This window comes from Kitasatospora sp. NEAU-CNBT7 (assembly GCF_057220535.1).
The window spans coordinates 83,565-98,757 of the sequence record NZ_JBXQQB010000004.1 but is presented as its reverse complement, the minus strand read 5'-3'; the positions used below and the strand labels follow the sequence as shown (position 1 = coordinate 98,757).

Sequence of the window (15,193 nt, the reverse complement as noted above, 5' to 3'; positions counted from 1 at the left end):
CGGCGCGGCACCCTGCCCCGGTCCGGCGTCCGCCGCCACCGTTCCCCCTGTCCCGGCCTCATCCCGGCCGGCGCCGTGTGCCGTGGCGGCCCGCACCCCCTCACCCACCCTGCACCGCCCCGACCCTCTCCGCCGTGCCCGGCCGCCGCCGGCCGGCGGAGCCAGCCCTGCGACGCGGAGGCCGCGGTATGAGCGACACACTTCTGACCACCCCTGCCACTTCGACCACTCCGATCACTCGGACCACTCGGACCACTCGGATCACCGCCCTCGGGGCCTTCGAGGCGGTCCCGTTCTCCGGCCGCTGCCGGGAGGTCTTCGAGCGGGGAGACCACCTGCTGATCGGGGTCAGCCCCGGCAACAGCTACTTCAGTCATCAGCGACTCGCCGAACTCATATGCTGGGGCAGGGAGTTCTTCGCGGCGGTGGACGTGGTGCACGCCGATCTCCATGTCGCGGCACAGTTCGAGGCCGCCGGCTATCCGCTGGAGCAGGCCGAACGCCGCGCGGCCAAGGAGGTCAAGGCCACCCGGCGGCGGATCCGCCGGGCCGTCGAGGACGCGGACCGCGACGGTGTCCGCACCCACGCGCTCTCCGAGCTGACCGACCGGGCGGCCTACCGCGGCCTGCACGCCGCGGTGCTGGCCGCGCTCGGCGGCGACCCGGTGCTGCGGGCCGCGACCGAGGGGATGGCCCGGGGGTTCCTGCAGGCCAGGCTGGTGGATTCGGCCGCCCCGACACCGGCCCAACTGGCCGCCGGGGTCGCGTACATCGCCGCCGAGCTGCCCTTCTTCCTGGACACTCCCGCCCTGCTCGACGTGCCCTCCTCGATCTCCTGCTACCACCTCGAACTCCCGCTCACGCCGGTGCTGTTCGGCCGCAGCGAGGGCCTGCGCGCGGCACCCGCCCAGGGCTACGCGGTGGTCCGGCCCCGCCTCGCGGCGAACCCGCTCGCGGCCTGAGAACCCCGGTCCCACCCCGGTCCTTCCGCACGACCCACACCCCCTTCACAGAGGAGCGCACCCCGATGACCACCACCGCCGAACCCGAGTTCACCTTCCCGCTCTCCGCCCGCGGCGACGTGCTGCCCGAGGAGGCGGCGCTGCTACGGGAGAAGCACCCCGTCGCCAGGGTCCGCACCATGACCGGTGACGAGGCCTGGCTGGTCAGCAGCCACCGGCTGGCCAAGAAGGTGCTGGAGGACGAGCGGTTCAGCCTCAAGGACACCGCCAACCCCGGGGTGCCCCGCCAGTACGCGCTGACCATCCCCCCGGAGGTGGTCAACAACATGGGCAACATCAACAGCGCCGGTCTGCGCAACGCCGTGATGAAGACCCTCAACCCGCGCGCCGACCGGGAGTTGGGCGGCTGGCTGGAGGCCGAGGCGCACCGGCTGCTGGACGTGCTGGTGGAGCAGGGCCCGCCGGCGGACCTGCGGGACGGCTTCGCCGAGCCGTACTCCGCCGCGCTGCACTGCCGGCTGCTCGGCCTGCCCACCGACGACTGGCGCCGGCTGATGTCCGGCATCGACGTCGCGTTCATCACCAGCCCGGCGCCGTTCGAGGGTTCGACGCCCAACTGGTACAAGGACCTCGGTTACATGACGGCCCGGCTCACCGCCGATCCGGGGCCGACCGAGGGGCTGCTCGGCCGGTTCGCCGAACTGCGCCGCTCACCGGACGACTCGGACCGCGTCGGTGACGAACTGCTGGCCACGGTGGCGCTCTCGCTGTTCGGTGCGGGGGCGGTCTCCACCTCGGCGTTCCTGCTGCACGCGATCATCGCGCTGGCCCGCCGTCCGGAGCTGGCCGACCGGCTGCGGCAGGACCCGGCCGTGATCGACCGGGCGGTCGACGAACTGCTCCGGTACAACCTGTCGATCGGTGACGCGTTGCCGCGGCTCGCGCTGGCCGATGTCCAGCTGGGCGAGGTGCTGGTGAAGCAGGGCGAGCTGGTGCTGGTGCTGGTCGAGGGCGCCAACTACGACCCGGAGGTGTTCCCGGACCCGGAGCGGATCGACTTCGACCGGCCGGCGGGGCCGCACCTGGCGTTCGGGGCGGGCCGCCACTACTGCCCGGCCTCCGCGCTCGGCCGCACCCACGCCGGGATCGCCCTGACCGCGCTGGTCGGGCGGCTCCCGGAGCTGCGGCTGGCGCTGCCGGCCGAGCAGCTGGCCTGGCGCCCGGGCTTCATCAAGCGGCTGCCGGAGCGGCTGCCGGTGGTCTGGTAGCGGGTCCGGCAGCCGCTCCGGGCCCCACGGCCGCCGGGCCGGTCGGCCGTCGAGCCGTCGAGCCGTCGGGCCGTCAGCCGTCGAGCCCGAGCAGGATGTCGCGGGCCCGTGCCCACAGGTCCGGGTCGGCGGCGACCAGCAGGCCGTCCTCGCAGCCCGGCGGCTCCGGCCGGTACGCGGTGCCGTCGAGGCGGGCGGAGATCCCGCCGGCCTCGGTCACCAGCAGGGAGCCGGGGGCGTGGTCCCAGGGCAGGGTGCGCCAGTACAGGATGAAGTCCACCCCGCCGTCGGCGAGCAGCGGGTACTCCATGCCGGCCGACCGCAGGCCCTCCTCCAGCCGGCCGAAGGCGCGGGCCCGGCTGTGCAGCCGGTGGTGGGTGGCCGGGTCGAGGAAGCGGCTCTTGAGCAGGCCGTGCCACTTCTCGGGCAGCCGGCCGGCCGGTTCGCGGTGGATCCGGTGCCCGTCGCGCCAGGCGCCGGAGCCGAGTTCGGCGGCGTACGCGGTGCCGGTGACGGGCTGCCAGATCCAGGACGCGACGGTGTTCCCGTCCCGGACCAGGGCGGCCATCACCGCGAACTCGGGGCGCCCGGCGACGAAGTTGGAGGTGCCGTCGACCGGGTCGACCAGCCAGACGGCGGGCTCGGCGAGCAGTGCCCGGGCGAGGGCGGGGTCGGCGGAGACCGCCTCCTCGCCGACCACGGGCACCGGCAGCAGTTCCTGCAGCCGCCGGGTGATGATCCGTTCGGCCTCGCGGTCGGCGACGGTGACCACTTCGCCGGGGGCCTTCTCCATCACCTCGCCGGCGGCCAGTGCCCGGAACCGGGGCTCCACCGCTTCGGCCGACGCCTCGGCGAGGATCTCCGCCACCTTCTCCATCAGCACCTGACCGCTCCTTTCGCCGGGTACCACTGTCGCACCCCGTACGGTGCGGATCCGCGCCGGGACCTGCCTCGGGACCTGCGCCGGGACCTGCGCCGGACCTGTACCGGGACCGCCGGTCGGGCGGCCGCACGGTCAGGCGGCGGCGGGCCGTTCCTGGATCACCCAGCTGTTGCCCTCGGGGTCGTCGAAGAAGATGAAGGAGTTCCACGGCTCGCCCGGGCCGGGCCGCCACTCGCCGCTGCGGTCCAGGTGCCGGACCTCGGTGACGTCGACGCCCCGGCCGGCCAGTTCGGCGCGGGCCGCGGCGACGTCGTCCACGACCAGTTGCAGGCCGCGCAGCGAGCCGGGGACGGACTGGGGGATGCCGGTGCCCAGCACGATCGAGCAGCCGGAGCCGCGCGGGGTCAGCTGGATCACGCGGCTGTGCTCGCCGATCCGGGTGTCGTGGTCGAGCCCGAAGCCGACCTGCTCCTGGTAGAACCGCTTGGCGCGGTCGAGGTCCACCACGGGGACCACCACCACCTCGAGCTTCCAGTCCATGGCTGCCGTTCCTCTCGCTCCGGGGTCCGGCTCCCATCCTGCTCCCCGGCGCGGGCCGGTGACGCGGCGCCGTCGCGGGCGCGCGCCGGGCCCGGCCTCGGTCCGGCCCGGTCCGGCCCGCGCGGCGGGGCGGGCGGCGGACCTCGGGCGGCCCGCTCCGGTGTACTCCGGACGGGTGAGCGGTGCGGGCCCGCCGGTCAGGGGGGCGTCAGGGGGTGACCTCCCAGCGGTTGGCGGCCAGGAACCCGGCGACGGCGTCGTCGGCGGCGGCCTGGTCGGGGCCGATCGCCCAGGCGATGCCGAGGTAGTCGCGGTTGGTGCGGTAGTGCTCGTGCCGCTCGCCGACGGCGCGGGTCGGCCGGTAGCTGAACCGGACGCCGTCGGCCTCCCAGGCGGCCGCCGCCGGGGCCGCGGCCAGCACCCCGGCGCGGTCGGCGCAGACCGCCTCGACCCGGGCCCGGCGGCCGGTGGCCGGGAGCGGCCCGGCCGGCAGCGGACGGCCGAGGTGGGCCGCCAGCACCAGGTCGAAGTACGGGATGTCCAGCAGGTGTTGGAGCATCAGGTCGCACTGGTCCCCGATGGCGCGGTAGTTGACCTCGATCAGCCGGGCCCGGCCGTCCGGCTGGACCACGAACTCGGTGTGGCAGGCGCCGAGTCCGACCCCGGCCGCGTCCAGTTGGGCGAGTACCTGCGCGGTCACGGCCGGCGGGTGGGCGGGGGTGAACTCCAGCACCTCCTCGATGAAGTACGGCGGCGGTGAGAGCCGGGTCCGGAAGCCGCCGAGCACCAGGCGGGTGTCGCCGTCGCCGAGGGTCTCCAGGGTGTGCAGGGCGCCGGTCAGATACTCCTCGACCAGCAGGGTGGCCGCCGGGCCCCGGCGCTGCCTGATCTGCGCGCAGCGGGCGGCGAGTTCGGCGTGGTCGGCGACCAGGGCCACGTCCTCGCTGGCGACCCCCTCGCGGGGTTTGACGACGCACGGGAACGGCAGGTCGAGTTCGGCCGGGTCCTGGCCGGGGGCGAGTTCGGCGGACCGGACGGCGTCCAGTCCGGCGGCGGCCAGGTGCCGGCGCAGCTCGGCCTTGTTCTTGGCCCGCAGGGTGGCCCGCCAGTCCTTGGCGGGCAGGCCGAAGTAGGCGGCGGCCAGGGCGGTCTGGGTCTGCAGGTGGTCGCTGTTGCTGAACACCGCGTCGGGCGCCGGGTGCCGCGAGATCAGCGCCACCACCTCGCGGAAGTCCTGCACCGCGCACTCCAGCACCTGGGGCGGGTGCGCGAGGTCCGCGTACGCCTCGCGGTGCTGCCGCGGGCAGTCGGTGAGCACGGTGACGTCCAGTCCCAGCCGGGCGGCGGCCGGGAGGAAGCCGAGGGTGACGGAGTCGGTCGGGTTGACCGCGAGCAGATAGAGCCGCATGGGTGATCCTCGCTGCTGGTCCGAAGGGGTGGGACGGCCCGTGGATCCTGGCCGGAACGGGCCTTCGGCACACCCTGATCGCGACATCACCCGGATGCGCGATCGATGGACCGTCGAATATGAACTAAGGTGAGCCTCACCTTAGCGCTCATGGGGAGTCCCGATGCTCCAACTGACGGCCGGTCAGCCCTGCCGGACGGACGAACTGGCCGAGACCTACCGGCTGTTGTTCGCCGCCTGCGACGGCGTGCTGCGGGTCGAACTCGCCCGGCGGCCGATGGCGGGCGGGAACTGGCGCAGAGCCGACACCCTCGCCTGCGCGGCCGAGGAGATGGTCGCCGCCGAGAGCGCGAGGATCGCCGCCGAGCACGGCCGCACCCCCCGCGAGCACGTCGCCGCCTCCCGCGCCCTGCACACCTACCTCTGGGCCGCCTGCCTGCTGATCAGCGGCCCCTGGTACCTGGAGGGCCGGGTGCCGCGCCTGCGCGCCACGGACCTGTGGGTGGACCCGTCCGACGGCCGCCTCGCGCTGAGTCCGGGCGAGTGGGCGGCCGGCGGCGAGGCCGAGCTGCGCACGGCCGTGGCCGAGCACCTCGGCCCGGTCCTGGCGGCCTTCCAGCCGTACGTCCGGCGCGGGCCGCGGGCCCTGTGGGGGATGGCCGCCGACGACCTGGTCTCCGGGATCTGGTACCTCGGCCGGCTGCTGGGGGAGGAGGACCGGGCGGTGGAGGCGGCCGAGGCCGTCCTGCCGGGCGGCACCCCGCCGTTCCCGGGCGCCGGGGCCTTCCGCCGGCTGACCGGCACGGCCGGGCGCACCCACTGGACCAGGACCAGGGCCGGCTGCTGCCTCTACTACGCGATCCGCCCGGACGACGCCTGCGTCACCTGCCCGCGCACCGCCGACGAGGAGCGGGTGCGCCGACTGGAGGCCTGAGCGCCCCGCCGGAGGCCTGAGTGATCCGCCGGTACCCGGCGCGGGGATGCTCAGCGGCGGCGGGAGACGGCGACGCCCGCCAGGCACAGCGCACCGCCGGCCAGCGCGAGCGGGGCCGGCACCTCGCCGAGCACGGCCCAGGCCATCAGCACCACCAGCGCGGGCACCGCGTACGTGGTGGCGCCCATCCGTCCGGCGGTGGTGCGGGCCAGGGCGTACGCCCAGGTGGTGAAGGCGAGCGCGGTCGGGAACAGGCCGAGGTACACCACGCCGAGGGTGGCCGACAGCGGGGCGGTGCCGACCTCGGCGACCAGCTGCGGGGTGAACGGCAGGCACGCCGCCGTGCCGACCAGGCAGCCGAAGGTGGTGGTCTGCAGCGGGGACGCGTGCCGCAGCGCGGGCTTCTGGGCCACCACCCCGCCGGCGTAGCTGACCGCGGCCAGCAGGCACAGGACGATGCCGAGCAGCGAGCTGGAGCCGCCGCCCGAGGTCGACAGGCCGACCACCACCGCGCCGGCGAACGAGACCGCCATCCCGGCGAGCAGCCGCGGCGGGAAACCCTCGCCGAGCAGCTTGCCGCCGAGCAGGGCGATCAGCACGGGGCCGATGTTCACCACCATCGCCGCGGTGCCCGCGTCGACCTGCTGCTCGCCCCAGTTGAGCACCACCATGTACGCGCCGAACCAGAGCAGCCCGCTGACCGCGATCCCCGGCCAGGCCGCGCGCGGCGGCAGCCCCTCGCGCCGGTGCAGCAGCAGCGCGACCAGCGCCACCGACCCGGCCAGCAGCCGCCCGAGGGCGAGCGCGCCCGGGCCGAAGTGCGTCCCGGCGCCGCGGATCGCGACGAACGCGGAGGCCCACAGCACCACCGTGGTGGTCGCCGCGGCGAGCGCTCTGCGGTCGGGTCGGGCGGTGGCGGGCACGGAGTCGGAGAGAGCCATCCGGCCAACCTACGGCGGCGGCCCGGCCCTGAACAGCGGGTTTCCGCCATCCACCTGCGGCCGGGGCGGCCGGCCGGGCCTCAGCCCGACCGGGCCCCGGTCAGCGGGCGGTGTGCCGCCTCGGGGCGCCGCCGGTAGCGGGCCTCGGTGGCGGTGGTCAGGGCGAGCACCGCGGCGAGGGCGGCCGCCGCGCAGGTGACCAGGAACGGTGCCGAGGCCCCGGACCGGTCGGCGAGCCATCCGGCCAGCAGGGTGCCCGCGGACTGGGCCAGCGTGATGCTGCTGACCAGCGCCGCCATCGCCTCGCCGAGGCGGTCGGCGGGGACGGCGCGTTCGGTCAGACCGAACATCGTGATCATCTGCGGCGCGATGGCCACCCCGAGGCAGCCGACGCCGACGGCGAGTCCGGTCATCCCGGCGGCGCCGGGCAGCAGCAGCGAGGAGGCGAGCAGCAGGACGGTGGCGGCCCTCAACCGAGCCGCGAGTGCGAACCCGGCCGGCAGGGCCGCGGTGGCCACCCCGGCGAACGAGCTGGTCAGGCCGATCAGGCCGTACAGCAGGCCGGCCGCGCCGGGGTGGCCGAGCCGCTCGGCGGTGGCGGTGACGCCGACCTGGACCGAGCCGAAGCAGGCGCCGAGCAGGGCCATCCCGGCCAGCAGCAGCACGAAGGGTGCGGTCAGCAGGGGGGCGCCGCCGTGCCGGCGGGCGGGCGGGGTACCGGGCGGCGCGGTGGGGTGGCGGGCGAACAGGGTCCCGCAGATGCCGACCAGGGCGGCGGCCAGCAGCAGTCCGGCGGCGGGGTCGGCCAGCGCCGCCAGGACGCCGATCACGGCCGGCCCCGCGGTGAAGCTGATCTCGTCCATGATGCCGTCGAGCGAGATCGCGGCGCCGGTGGCCGCCCGGTCGCCGCCCGCCAGCCGGACCCAGCGGCTGCGCGAGAGCGGTCCGACCAGCGGAACCGACAGGCCGATCAGTGCGGCGGGCACCAGCTGGAGCCAGAGCGGCAGTCCGCTCCGGGAGGCGGCGACCAGGGCGAGGATCGCCAGTGCGTTGACGGCGGCGGCGGTGAGGCCGACCGGACGCTGGCCGCGGCGGTCGGCCAGCCGGCCGACCAGCGGACCGGCCGCCGCCTGGGCCACCGCCAGCGTGCCGGCGGCGGCCGAACCCCGCCACACGCTGCCGGAGTCGTGGCTGACCAGGAGCAGGCTGCCGATCGGGCACATCGCGTTGGGCAGCCGGCCGAGCAGCGACCAGAGCAGGACGCGGCGGCCGGTCAGGCGGACTGCGGTGCGGAACGTTGCGACAGCGGCCACGGCCGCCACCCCCCGGGCTCGGCCGCGTCGGGGTGCCCGCCTCCCGTCCGTCGGCCCTGGCTGGTCCGGCAGCTGCGGGTGAGCCTCGACCGTACGGGTGCGGCGGGTGCGGCCGGAAGCGTCGGATCGCCCAGCGGCGGCGGGGCGTCGTCCGAGGGCGGCTTGGAGGAGCAGCCAACCGGGACTGTGCGAAACGCCCACGGCCCCGCCCGCCCTGATGGACCGTCACCGGGCGGACGGGGCCGTGGGATCGCCGGCGCCCGCGAGACCCCTCGCGCGGACGCCGATGCCGTTGGACCGGGGCCGCGAGGCTCCGGCCGGCCGAGCTTAGGTAAGCCTAACTTGATGGGCCGTCGCGCGGCAAGCTCCCGCGCCGGGCCGTTCAGTGGCCGCTGAGCCGCTCGTACTCGGCCCGCACCCGGCGGTCCATCGCCAGGGTGAACTGGGTGTCCGCGACCGCCCGGGCCAGCGGCCGGATCCGCAGCACCTGGTCGCGCAGCCGGGCCGCCTCCGCCGGGGTCAGCCGGTCCACCTGGTCGAGCGGCTGCAGCAGCTGGTCGGCGATCAGCGTGATGAAGGACTCGGCGATGGCGTCGGCGTGCTCCTGCGCGGTGCGGCTGGCCGCGAGCACGGCCGCGAGCGGCACCCCTTCGTCGACCAGGGCGATGGTGGCGTCCATCAGCCGCCGGCTGATGTGGGTGATGCCGTCGTCCTCGACCGTGATGTAGCCCTGGGCGATGGACTCGGCGGTGTTCTCCTCGGTCAGCTGGTCGCCGAAGGAGGCCTTCAGCTCGGCCCAGTCGAGGTGGACCGGGGTCTCGTCGGACCAGGGGGCGGTGATCGCGTCCTGCAGTCCGATCAGCTCGGCCACGTCGCGGCCGCTCTCCCCGGCGCCGATCAGCTCGGCGATGCCGCCGAGGGCGTGCCCGCGTTCCAGCAGTTCGGCGATCACCCGCAGCCGGGCCAGGTGCTCCTCGCCGTACCAGGCGATCCGGCCCTCCTTGCGGGGCGGCTGGAGCAGCTTGCGCTCGCGGTAGAAGCGCAGCGTGCGCACGGTGATGCCGGCCGCCTCGGCCAGCTCCCCGACCCGGAACCGGCGCGCCGCCGAGCCCTCCCGTTCGATCTCCATGTCCGCCACGCCGCCAGCATAGGGCGGGCCGGCGGCGGAACCGGTGCGGTCGGGCTTCTTCCATGAACTGTCAGCAAGGACTACCCTGCCAATCGTGCCAGTGATTACTGGCAAGGTTCTAATGGTCATGCATCCCGTCATGCACCCCGGTCATGCACCCCCCACCTCGCCCAGGAGGTCCGCCCGCATGGTTCCTCGCACCAAGCAGCCCGCCACGCCGCCGCCCGCCACGACCCCGCACGTCAGGGTCGCCGTGGTCGGCTCGGGCTTCGGCGGGCTCGGGGCCGGCGTCCGGCTGCGCCGGGCCGGCATCACCGACTTCGTCATCCTGGAGCGCGCCTCCTCGGTCGGCGGCACCTGGCGCGACAACAGCTACCCCGGCTGCGCCTGCGACGTCCCCTCCCACCTCTACTCCTTCTCCTTCGCACCCAACCCCGAGTGGCCTCGCAGCTTCTCCGGCCAGCCCGACATCCGCGCCTACCTGGAGAAGGTCACCGACGTCTTCGGGCTGCGCCCGCACCTGCGCTTCGACACCGAGGTGCAGGAACTGCGCTGGGAGGAGGAGCGGACCCGCTGGCGGATCCGCACCACCCGGGGCGAGTGGACCGCGGACGCGGTGGTCTCCGCGGCCGGTCCGCTCGCCGACCCGCAGATCCCGGACCTGCCCGGTCTCGCGGACTTCCCCGGCAAGGTCTTCCACTCCTCCCGCTGGGACCACGACTACGACCTCACCGGCAAGAGCGTCGCGGTGGTCGGCACCGGCGCCTCCGCCGCCCAGATCGTCCCGGCGATCCAGCCGAAGGTCGGCCGGCTGACCGTCTTCCAGCGCACCCCCGGCTGGGTGCTGCCGCGCGCCGACCGGGAGATCTCCGCCCTGGAGAAGTGGCTGCACACCCGGATCCCGCCGACCGGCCGGCTGCGCCGGGCCACCCTGTTCGCGCTGCGCGAGCTGCAGGTGGACGCCTTCGTCCGCCGCCCCGGCGCGCTGCGGCTGGTCCAGCAGATGGCCGTGCGGCACATCGCCCGCTCGATCGCCGACCCGGCGCTGCGCGCCAAGCTCACCCCGGACTACCGGATCGGCTGCAAGCGGATCCTGCTCAGCAACACCTACTACCCGGCGCTCGCCGCCCCCAACGCCGAGGTGGTCGCGTCCGGCCTGCGCGAGCTGCGCGGCTCCACCCTGGTGGCCGCCGACGGCAGCGAGCACGAGGTGGACGCGATCGTCTTCGGCACCGGCTTCCACGTCACCGACATGCCCATCGCCCAGCGGGTGTTCGGCGTCGGCGGCCGGGCGCTCGCCGAGGAGTGGAAGGACGGCATGGAGGCGCTGCGCGGCTCGACCGTCCGCGGCTTCCCCAACCTGTTCTTCGTGATCGGCCCCAACACCGGCCTCGGCAACAGCTCGATGATCCTGATGATCGAGTCCCAGCTGAACTACCTGATCGACGCGCTGGCCGCACTGGACGCCGTCGGCGCCGCCGCCCTCCAGCCGACCGCCCGGGCCCAGCGGCACTGGAACCTCGAGCTCCAGCACCGGATGGACCGCACGGTGTGGAGCACCGGCGGCTGCAAGAGCTGGTACCTGGACGCCTCCGGCCGCAACACCGTGCTGTGGCCCGGCTCCACCAGTGCGTTCCGGCGCGCCACCCGCCGGGTGGACCTGGCCGAGTACGAGCTGATCAAGCGTCCGGCCGCGGCCGTGGCCACGTCCCCCGCCGTCGAGGAGGCCCGGGCATGAGCGCCGGCCCGCACACCCCCGCCGGCCCGCACCTGCCCGCCGACCCGTACGCGCTGCCCGACCCCGCCGACAGCCGGCTGGTGCGCTCCGCCGACGGCACCCGGCTGCACACCGAGTCGTACGGCCCCGCCGGCGCCCCCGTGGTGGTGCTGGCGCACGGCTGGACCTGCTCGGTGGCGTTCTGGGCGCCGGTGATCCACCGGCTGGCCGGCGACCACCGGGTGATCGCCTACGACCAGCGCGGCCACGGCGGCAGCGACCGGCCCGCCACCCCGGCCGGGTACTCCACCGGCAAGCTGGCCGACGACCTGGAGGCGGTGCTCACCGAGCTGGTGCCCGCCGGACGGCGGGCCGTGCTGGCCGGGCACAGCATGGGGGGCATGACCGTGATGGCCGCCGCCGACCGCGCGCAGGTCGCCGCCCGGACCGCCGGCGCGGTGCTGGTCAGCACCGGCCCGAGCGACCTGGTGGCGGAGCTGGACCTGGTGCCGGCCGCCGTCCGGCCGGTGCGGCTGCGCCGGGCGCTGCACCGGCTGGTGCTGGAGTCGAGGCTGCCGCTCGGCCCGGTCAACGGACTCAGCAAGGCGGTGCTGAAGTACGCCACCATGGGCCCGGGCGCGACCGCCGACCAGGTGGCGGCCTGCGCCGAGGTGGTGCACGCCTGCCCGACCAGCACCCGGCACAGCTGGTCGCAGGTGCTCGGTACGGTCGAACTCACCGCCGGACTGGCCGCGTTGGCCGTGCCGACCGCCGTGGTGGTGGGCAGCCGGGACCGGCTCACCCCGCCGGTGCACTCCCGCCGGATGCTGGCCGCCCTGCCCGACCCGCGCGGCCTGCTGGAGCTGCCCGGGGTCGGGCACATGGCGCCGGTCGAGCGGCCGGCCGAGGTGGCCGGCGAGATCCGGCGGATCGTCAATCTCGTCTCCGTGGACCAGAGGAGTGATGTCGGATGAGCCCGTCGATCGCGAACCAGGTGGTCGTGGTGACCGGCGCCGCCCGTGGCGTCGGCGCGCTGACCGCCCGCAAGCTGGCGCAGCAGGGGGCCAGGGTCGCGCTGGTGGGCCTGGAGCCCGAGGAGCTGAAGGCGGTCGCCGCGCAGTGCGGGCCCGAGGCCTCGTCCTGGGAGGCCGACGTCACCGACCTGGAGGCGCTGACCGCCGTCGCCGGGCAGATCAAGGACCGGTACGGGCGGATCGACACCGTGGTGGCCAACGCCGGGATCGCCATCGGCGGCCCGCTGCTGGACAGCGACCACCGGGCGTTCACCCGGGTGATCGAGGTCAACCTGCTGGGCAGCGTGGCCACCGCCCGGGCGTTCCTGCCCGCGCTGGCGGAGAGCCGCGGCTACCTGCTGCAGATCGCCTCGCTGGCCGCCATCACCCCGGCGCCGCTGATGGCCGCGTACTGCGCGAGCAAGGCGGGGGTCGAGGCCTTCGCCCACTCGCTGCGCGCCGAGGTCGCCCACCAGGGCGTCAAGGTCGGCGTCGGCTACCTGAGCTGGACCGACACCGACATGGTGCGCGGTGCGGACCAGGACACCGTGCTGCGGCAGATGCGGGCCCGGCTGCCCTGGCCGGCCAGCAAGACGTACCCGCTCGGCCCGGCGGTCGACCGGCTGGTGGCCGGTATCGCCCGGCGTTCCGCGCACGTCTACGCGCAGGCCTGGCTGCGCGGGATGCAGCCGGTCCGCTGGGTGCTGCCGAGCCTGATCGCGGCGGTCGGTGCGCGTGACGTGGCCCGGCTGGCACCGGAGTTGAAGGCCACGGCGGGGGACCGGCTGCGCCCGGTGGGTGCCGGGGGCGAGGCCGACTCGGCGGTGCGCCGCAGCTGATCGGCGCGGCGGGGTGCGGGGACCGGCTCCCCGCACCCCGCCGTGCTGTCCGGGGGGCGTTTTCCGGCCACGGTGGCGATGTTCCGGTGGGGTTGCCCGGATGTAAAGCCTCCATCTGGGGTGACCCAATGGCCGGTAAACCTATGGTAGTTGGGGGATTTGTCCGGAGTATTTCGCGGCCGGAACGGATCTGACGCGTACACGGCGGCAGTGCTTAACCTCTGCTCGGCGGCCCCAATCCGCCACCCCCCACACCCCCACGGGAGAGCAGATGTCTCGTCCTGCCCGCTCCGCCATGCGCATCGCCAACCGGATCCTCGGCGTCACCGCGCTGGCCGCCGCGCTCGGCACCGCCCAGTTCGCCGTGCCCGCCACCTTCTCCGCGGCCACCGCCGCACCCGCCGCCGCGTCCACCTGCGTGGACGGCCAGCCGGCCGGGCACACCGACGCCGCGGCGCGCCAGGCCGAGGGCTCCACCGCGCACGACCCCAACTCGCTGACGGCCGGCCAGGTCAAGGCGATGGACGCGGACCTGAAGTCCACCGTCGAGCAGCTTCGCCGCTCCTCCGACTCCCGGAGCATGGTGGACGGCGGCCTGGCCGCGACCACCATCCCGGTCTACTTCCACGTGATCCACAGCGGCTCCACCGGGAAGCTCAGCGCCAGCGCCATCAACAGCCAGATCGCCGTCCTCAACGCGGCCTACGGCGGCCAGGGCTCGGGCAACACCGCGACGCCGTTCAAGTTCCAGCTGGCCGCCACCGACTACACCGACAAGGCCGCCTGGTACAACGGCATCACCGACGGCACCAGCGCCGAGAAGGCGATGAAGACCGCGCTGCACAAGGGCGGGGCGAACGCCCTCAACCTGTACACCGCCAGCCTCGGCGACGGCCTGCTCGGCTGGGCCACCTTCCCGAGCTCCTACCGCTCGCAGCCGACCATGGACGGCGTGGTCATCCTGGACACCTCGCTGCCCGGCGGCTCGGCGGCCAACTACAACGAGGGCGACACCGCCACCCACGAGATCGGCCACTGGCTCGGGCTCTACCACACCTTCCAGGGCGGCTGCAGCGGCAGCGGCGACTCGGTCGCCGACACCCCCGCCGAGGCCAGCGCGGCCTTCGAGTGCCCGACCGGCCGCAACACCTGCAGCTCCACCGGTGTGGACCCGATCCACAACTTCATGGACTACACCTACGACTCCTGCATGACCCAGTTCACCCCGGGCCAGGTCACCCGGATGACCAACTCCTGGGCCTCGTACCGCGCCTGACCCCAGGTGGGTACGCGCAGGCCGGCGCCGGACCGCTCCCCGTGGTCCGGCGCCGGCCCGCGTCGGCGCACCGGTGCGCGGCGCGGCTACCAGCCAGTACGGTCTCCCCATGACGACAGCTCTCATCACCGGCGCCACCGCCGGCATCGGCGCCGCCTTCGCCCGCCGCCTGGCCAGGGACGGCCGCGACCTGGTCCTGGTCGCCCGCGACCGCGAGCGCCTGGCCGCCACCGCGGAGGAACTCGCCAAGAAGTACGGCGTCCAGGTCGAGACGCTCCCCGCGGACCTCGCCACCGACCAGGGCATCGGCGCCGTCGAGGAGCGGCTGCGCGACGGCGGACGGCCGGTCGACATCCTGATCAACAACGCCGGCTTCGGCAACCGCGGCGCCTTCCTCGACGTTCCGGTCCAGGACGAGCTGGACATGCTGAAGGTGCACGTCGAGGCGGTGCTGCGGACCACCACCGCCGCCCTGCCCGGGATGCGCGAGCGCGGCCGCGGCGGCATCGTCAACGTCGCCTCGGTCGCCGCCTTCCTGCCGCGCGGCACCTACGGGGCGACCAAGGCGTGGGTGGTGAGCTTCACCCAGGGCATCGCCCGCGACCTCGGCGGCAGCGGGGTCCGGCTGCAGGCGCTGTGCCCCGGCTTCACCCGCACCGAGTTCCACCAGCGGGCCGGGATGGGCACCGGCAACGTGCCGTCCTGGGGCTGGCTGTCGGCGGAGCGGGTGGTCGACGAGTCGCTGCGCGACCTCGCGCGCGGCCGCTCGCTCTCCGTCCCCGGCAAGCGCTACAAGCTGGCGGTCGCGGTGGCCCGGCTGCTGCCCAGCGGCGGTCTCGGCGGCGTCTCCGCCAAGGCGGCACGCACCTACCGCACCGACTGAGGCGGACGGGCGCGGGCGGAGGCGCGGGCGGGGCCGGGGTCGGCCGGAATAGGCAGGAGCTCATTATTAGTTTGGCTAACCATGAGC

The 15,193-nt window shown here is 74.9% G+C and carries 14 protein-coding genes; 8 read left to right on the top strand and 6 right to left on the bottom strand.

All coding sequences use genetic code 11. The features are described from left to right. The first annotated feature begins 188 nt into the window (after positions 1-188). Positions 189-962 (top strand): tRNA-dependent cyclodipeptide synthase, encoded by a 774-nt coding sequence (locus AC2TEW_RS07170; protein WP_484622487.1) that lies wholly within the window; start codon positions 189-191, stop codon positions 960-962. A 65-nt stretch (positions 963-1,027) separates the two neighbouring features. Next, the gene (locus AC2TEW_RS07165) at positions 1,028-2,230 is read left to right on the top strand and encodes a cytochrome P450 (protein ID WP_484622486.1); all 1,203 of its coding nucleotides are present in this window, start codon (positions 1,028-1,030) and stop codon (positions 2,228-2,230) included. A 73-nt stretch (positions 2,231-2,303) separates the two neighbouring features. Here the strand turns inward: AC2TEW_RS07165 and AC2TEW_RS07160 are convergent, their stop codons facing one another. From AC2TEW_RS07160 to AC2TEW_RS07150, 3 genes are all read right to left on the bottom strand, one after another. Then, entirely contained in the window at positions 2,304-3,107 is an 804-nt protein-coding gene (locus tag AC2TEW_RS07160) for an inositol monophosphatase family protein (protein ID WP_484622710.1), read from the bottom strand. A 138-nt stretch (positions 3,108-3,245) separates the two neighbouring features. Then, positions 3,246-3,653 (bottom strand): VOC family protein, encoded by a 408-nt coding sequence (locus AC2TEW_RS07155; protein ID WP_484622485.1) that lies wholly within the window; start codon positions 3,651-3,653, stop codon positions 3,246-3,248. 208 nt (positions 3,654-3,861) lie between these two features. Next, on the bottom strand, positions 3,862-5,061 hold the full coding sequence (locus AC2TEW_RS07150) for an ATP-grasp domain-containing protein (RefSeq protein ID WP_484622484.1): 1,200 nt from the start codon (positions 5,059-5,061) through the stop codon (positions 3,862-3,864). Between the two features lie 163 nt (positions 5,062-5,224). On the opposite strand from AC2TEW_RS07150, the gene AC2TEW_RS07145 reads away from it, so the two are divergent. Next, positions 5,225-5,995, top strand: coding sequence for a (2Fe-2S)-binding protein (locus AC2TEW_RS07145; RefSeq protein WP_484622483.1), 771 nt, complete (start codon positions 5,225-5,227; stop codon positions 5,993-5,995). A 50-nt stretch (positions 5,996-6,045) separates the two neighbouring features. Here AC2TEW_RS07145 and AC2TEW_RS07140 read toward each other — a convergent pair whose 3' ends face one another. From AC2TEW_RS07140 to AC2TEW_RS07130, 3 genes are all read right to left on the bottom strand, one after another. Continuing rightward, on the bottom strand, positions 6,046-6,936 hold the full coding sequence (locus tag AC2TEW_RS07140) for a DMT family transporter (RefSeq protein WP_484622482.1): 891 nt from the start codon (positions 6,934-6,936) through the stop codon (positions 6,046-6,048). Between the two features lie 80 nt (positions 6,937-7,016). Further along, positions 7,017-8,249, bottom strand: coding sequence for an MFS transporter (locus tag AC2TEW_RS07135; protein WP_484622481.1), 1,233 nt, complete (start codon positions 8,247-8,249; stop codon positions 7,017-7,019). A 382-nt stretch (positions 8,250-8,631) separates the two neighbouring features. Continuing rightward, positions 8,632-9,378 carry a MerR family transcriptional regulator gene (locus AC2TEW_RS07130; protein WP_484622709.1) on the bottom strand — a complete coding sequence of 249 codons (747 nt, stop codon included), beginning with the start codon at positions 9,376-9,378 and terminating at the stop codon, positions 8,632-8,634. Between the two features lie 187 nt (positions 9,379-9,565). On the opposite strand from AC2TEW_RS07130, the gene AC2TEW_RS07125 reads away from it, so the two are divergent. The 5 genes from AC2TEW_RS07125 (at position 9,566) to AC2TEW_RS07105 (ending at position 15,106) form a co-directional block, all read left to right on the top strand. Further along, positions 9,566-11,116, top strand: coding sequence for a flavin-containing monooxygenase (locus AC2TEW_RS07125; protein WP_484622480.1), 1,551 nt, complete (start codon positions 9,566-9,568; stop codon positions 11,114-11,116). Beyond that, positions 11,113-12,069 (top strand): alpha/beta fold hydrolase, encoded by a 957-nt coding sequence (locus tag AC2TEW_RS07120; RefSeq protein ID WP_484622479.1) that lies wholly within the window; start codon positions 11,113-11,115, stop codon positions 12,067-12,069. Before AC2TEW_RS07125 ends, AC2TEW_RS07120 begins: the two co-directional genes overlap by 4 nt. Next, a complete protein-coding gene (locus AC2TEW_RS07115; protein WP_484622478.1) occupies positions 12,066-12,947 on the top strand; it encodes an SDR family oxidoreductase in 882 nt (293 codons plus the stop codon). Before AC2TEW_RS07120 ends, AC2TEW_RS07115 begins: the two co-directional genes overlap by 4 nt. Positions 12,948-13,218: 271 nt before the next feature. Then, the gene (locus AC2TEW_RS07110; RefSeq protein WP_484622477.1) at positions 13,219-14,223 is read left to right on the top strand and encodes a zinc metalloprotease; all 1,005 of its coding nucleotides are present in this window, start codon (positions 13,219-13,221) and stop codon (positions 14,221-14,223) included. Positions 14,224-14,332: 109 nt separating this feature from the next. Then, positions 14,333-15,106, top strand: coding sequence for an SDR family NAD(P)-dependent oxidoreductase (locus AC2TEW_RS07105; RefSeq protein WP_484622476.1), 774 nt, complete (start codon positions 14,333-14,335; stop codon positions 15,104-15,106). The last annotated feature ends 87 nt before the right edge of the window (positions 15,107-15,193 follow it).

Excerpts from the sequence above, each read along its gene's own strand:
- AC2TEW_RS07155 (WP_484622485.1), bottom strand. The coding sequence starts at position 3,653 with ATGGACTGGAAGCTCGAGGTGGTGGTGGTCCCCGTGGTGGACCTCGAC.
- AC2TEW_RS07125 (WP_484622480.1), top strand. The coding sequence starts at position 9,566 with ATGGTTCCTCGCACCAAGCAGCCCGCCACGCCGCCGCCCGCCACGACC.
- AC2TEW_RS07115 (WP_484622478.1), top strand. The coding sequence starts at position 12,066 with ATGAGCCCGTCGATCGCGAACCAGGTGGTCGTGGTGACCGGCGCCGCC.
- AC2TEW_RS07170 (WP_484622487.1), top strand. The coding sequence starts at position 189 with ATGAGCGACACACTTCTGACCACCCCTGCCACTTCGACCACTCCGATC.
- AC2TEW_RS07150 (WP_484622484.1), bottom strand. The coding sequence starts at position 5,061 with ATGCGGCTCTATCTGCTCGCGGTCAACCCGACCGACTCCGTCACCCTC.
- AC2TEW_RS07120 (WP_484622479.1), top strand. The coding sequence starts at position 11,113 with ATGAGCGCCGGCCCGCACACCCCCGCCGGCCCGCACCTGCCCGCCGAC.
- AC2TEW_RS07110 (WP_484622477.1), top strand. The coding sequence starts at position 13,219 with ATGTCTCGTCCTGCCCGCTCCGCCATGCGCATCGCCAACCGGATCCTC.
- AC2TEW_RS07105 (WP_484622476.1), top strand. The coding sequence starts at position 14,333 with ATGACGACAGCTCTCATCACCGGCGCCACCGCCGGCATCGGCGCCGCC.
- AC2TEW_RS07165 (WP_484622486.1), top strand. The coding sequence starts at position 1,028 with ATGACCACCACCGCCGAACCCGAGTTCACCTTCCCGCTCTCCGCCCGC.
- AC2TEW_RS07160 (WP_484622710.1), bottom strand. The coding sequence starts at position 3,107 with ATGGAGAAGGTGGCGGAGATCCTCGCCGAGGCGTCGGCCGAAGCGGTG.
- AC2TEW_RS07140 (WP_484622482.1), bottom strand. The coding sequence starts at position 6,936 with ATGGCTCTCTCCGACTCCGTGCCCGCCACCGCCCGACCCGACCGCAGA.
- AC2TEW_RS07130 (WP_484622709.1), bottom strand. The coding sequence starts at position 9,378 with ATGGAGATCGAACGGGAGGGCTCGGCGGCGCGCCGGTTCCGGGTCGGG.
- AC2TEW_RS07145 (WP_484622483.1), top strand. The coding sequence starts at position 5,225 with ATGCTCCAACTGACGGCCGGTCAGCCCTGCCGGACGGACGAACTGGCC.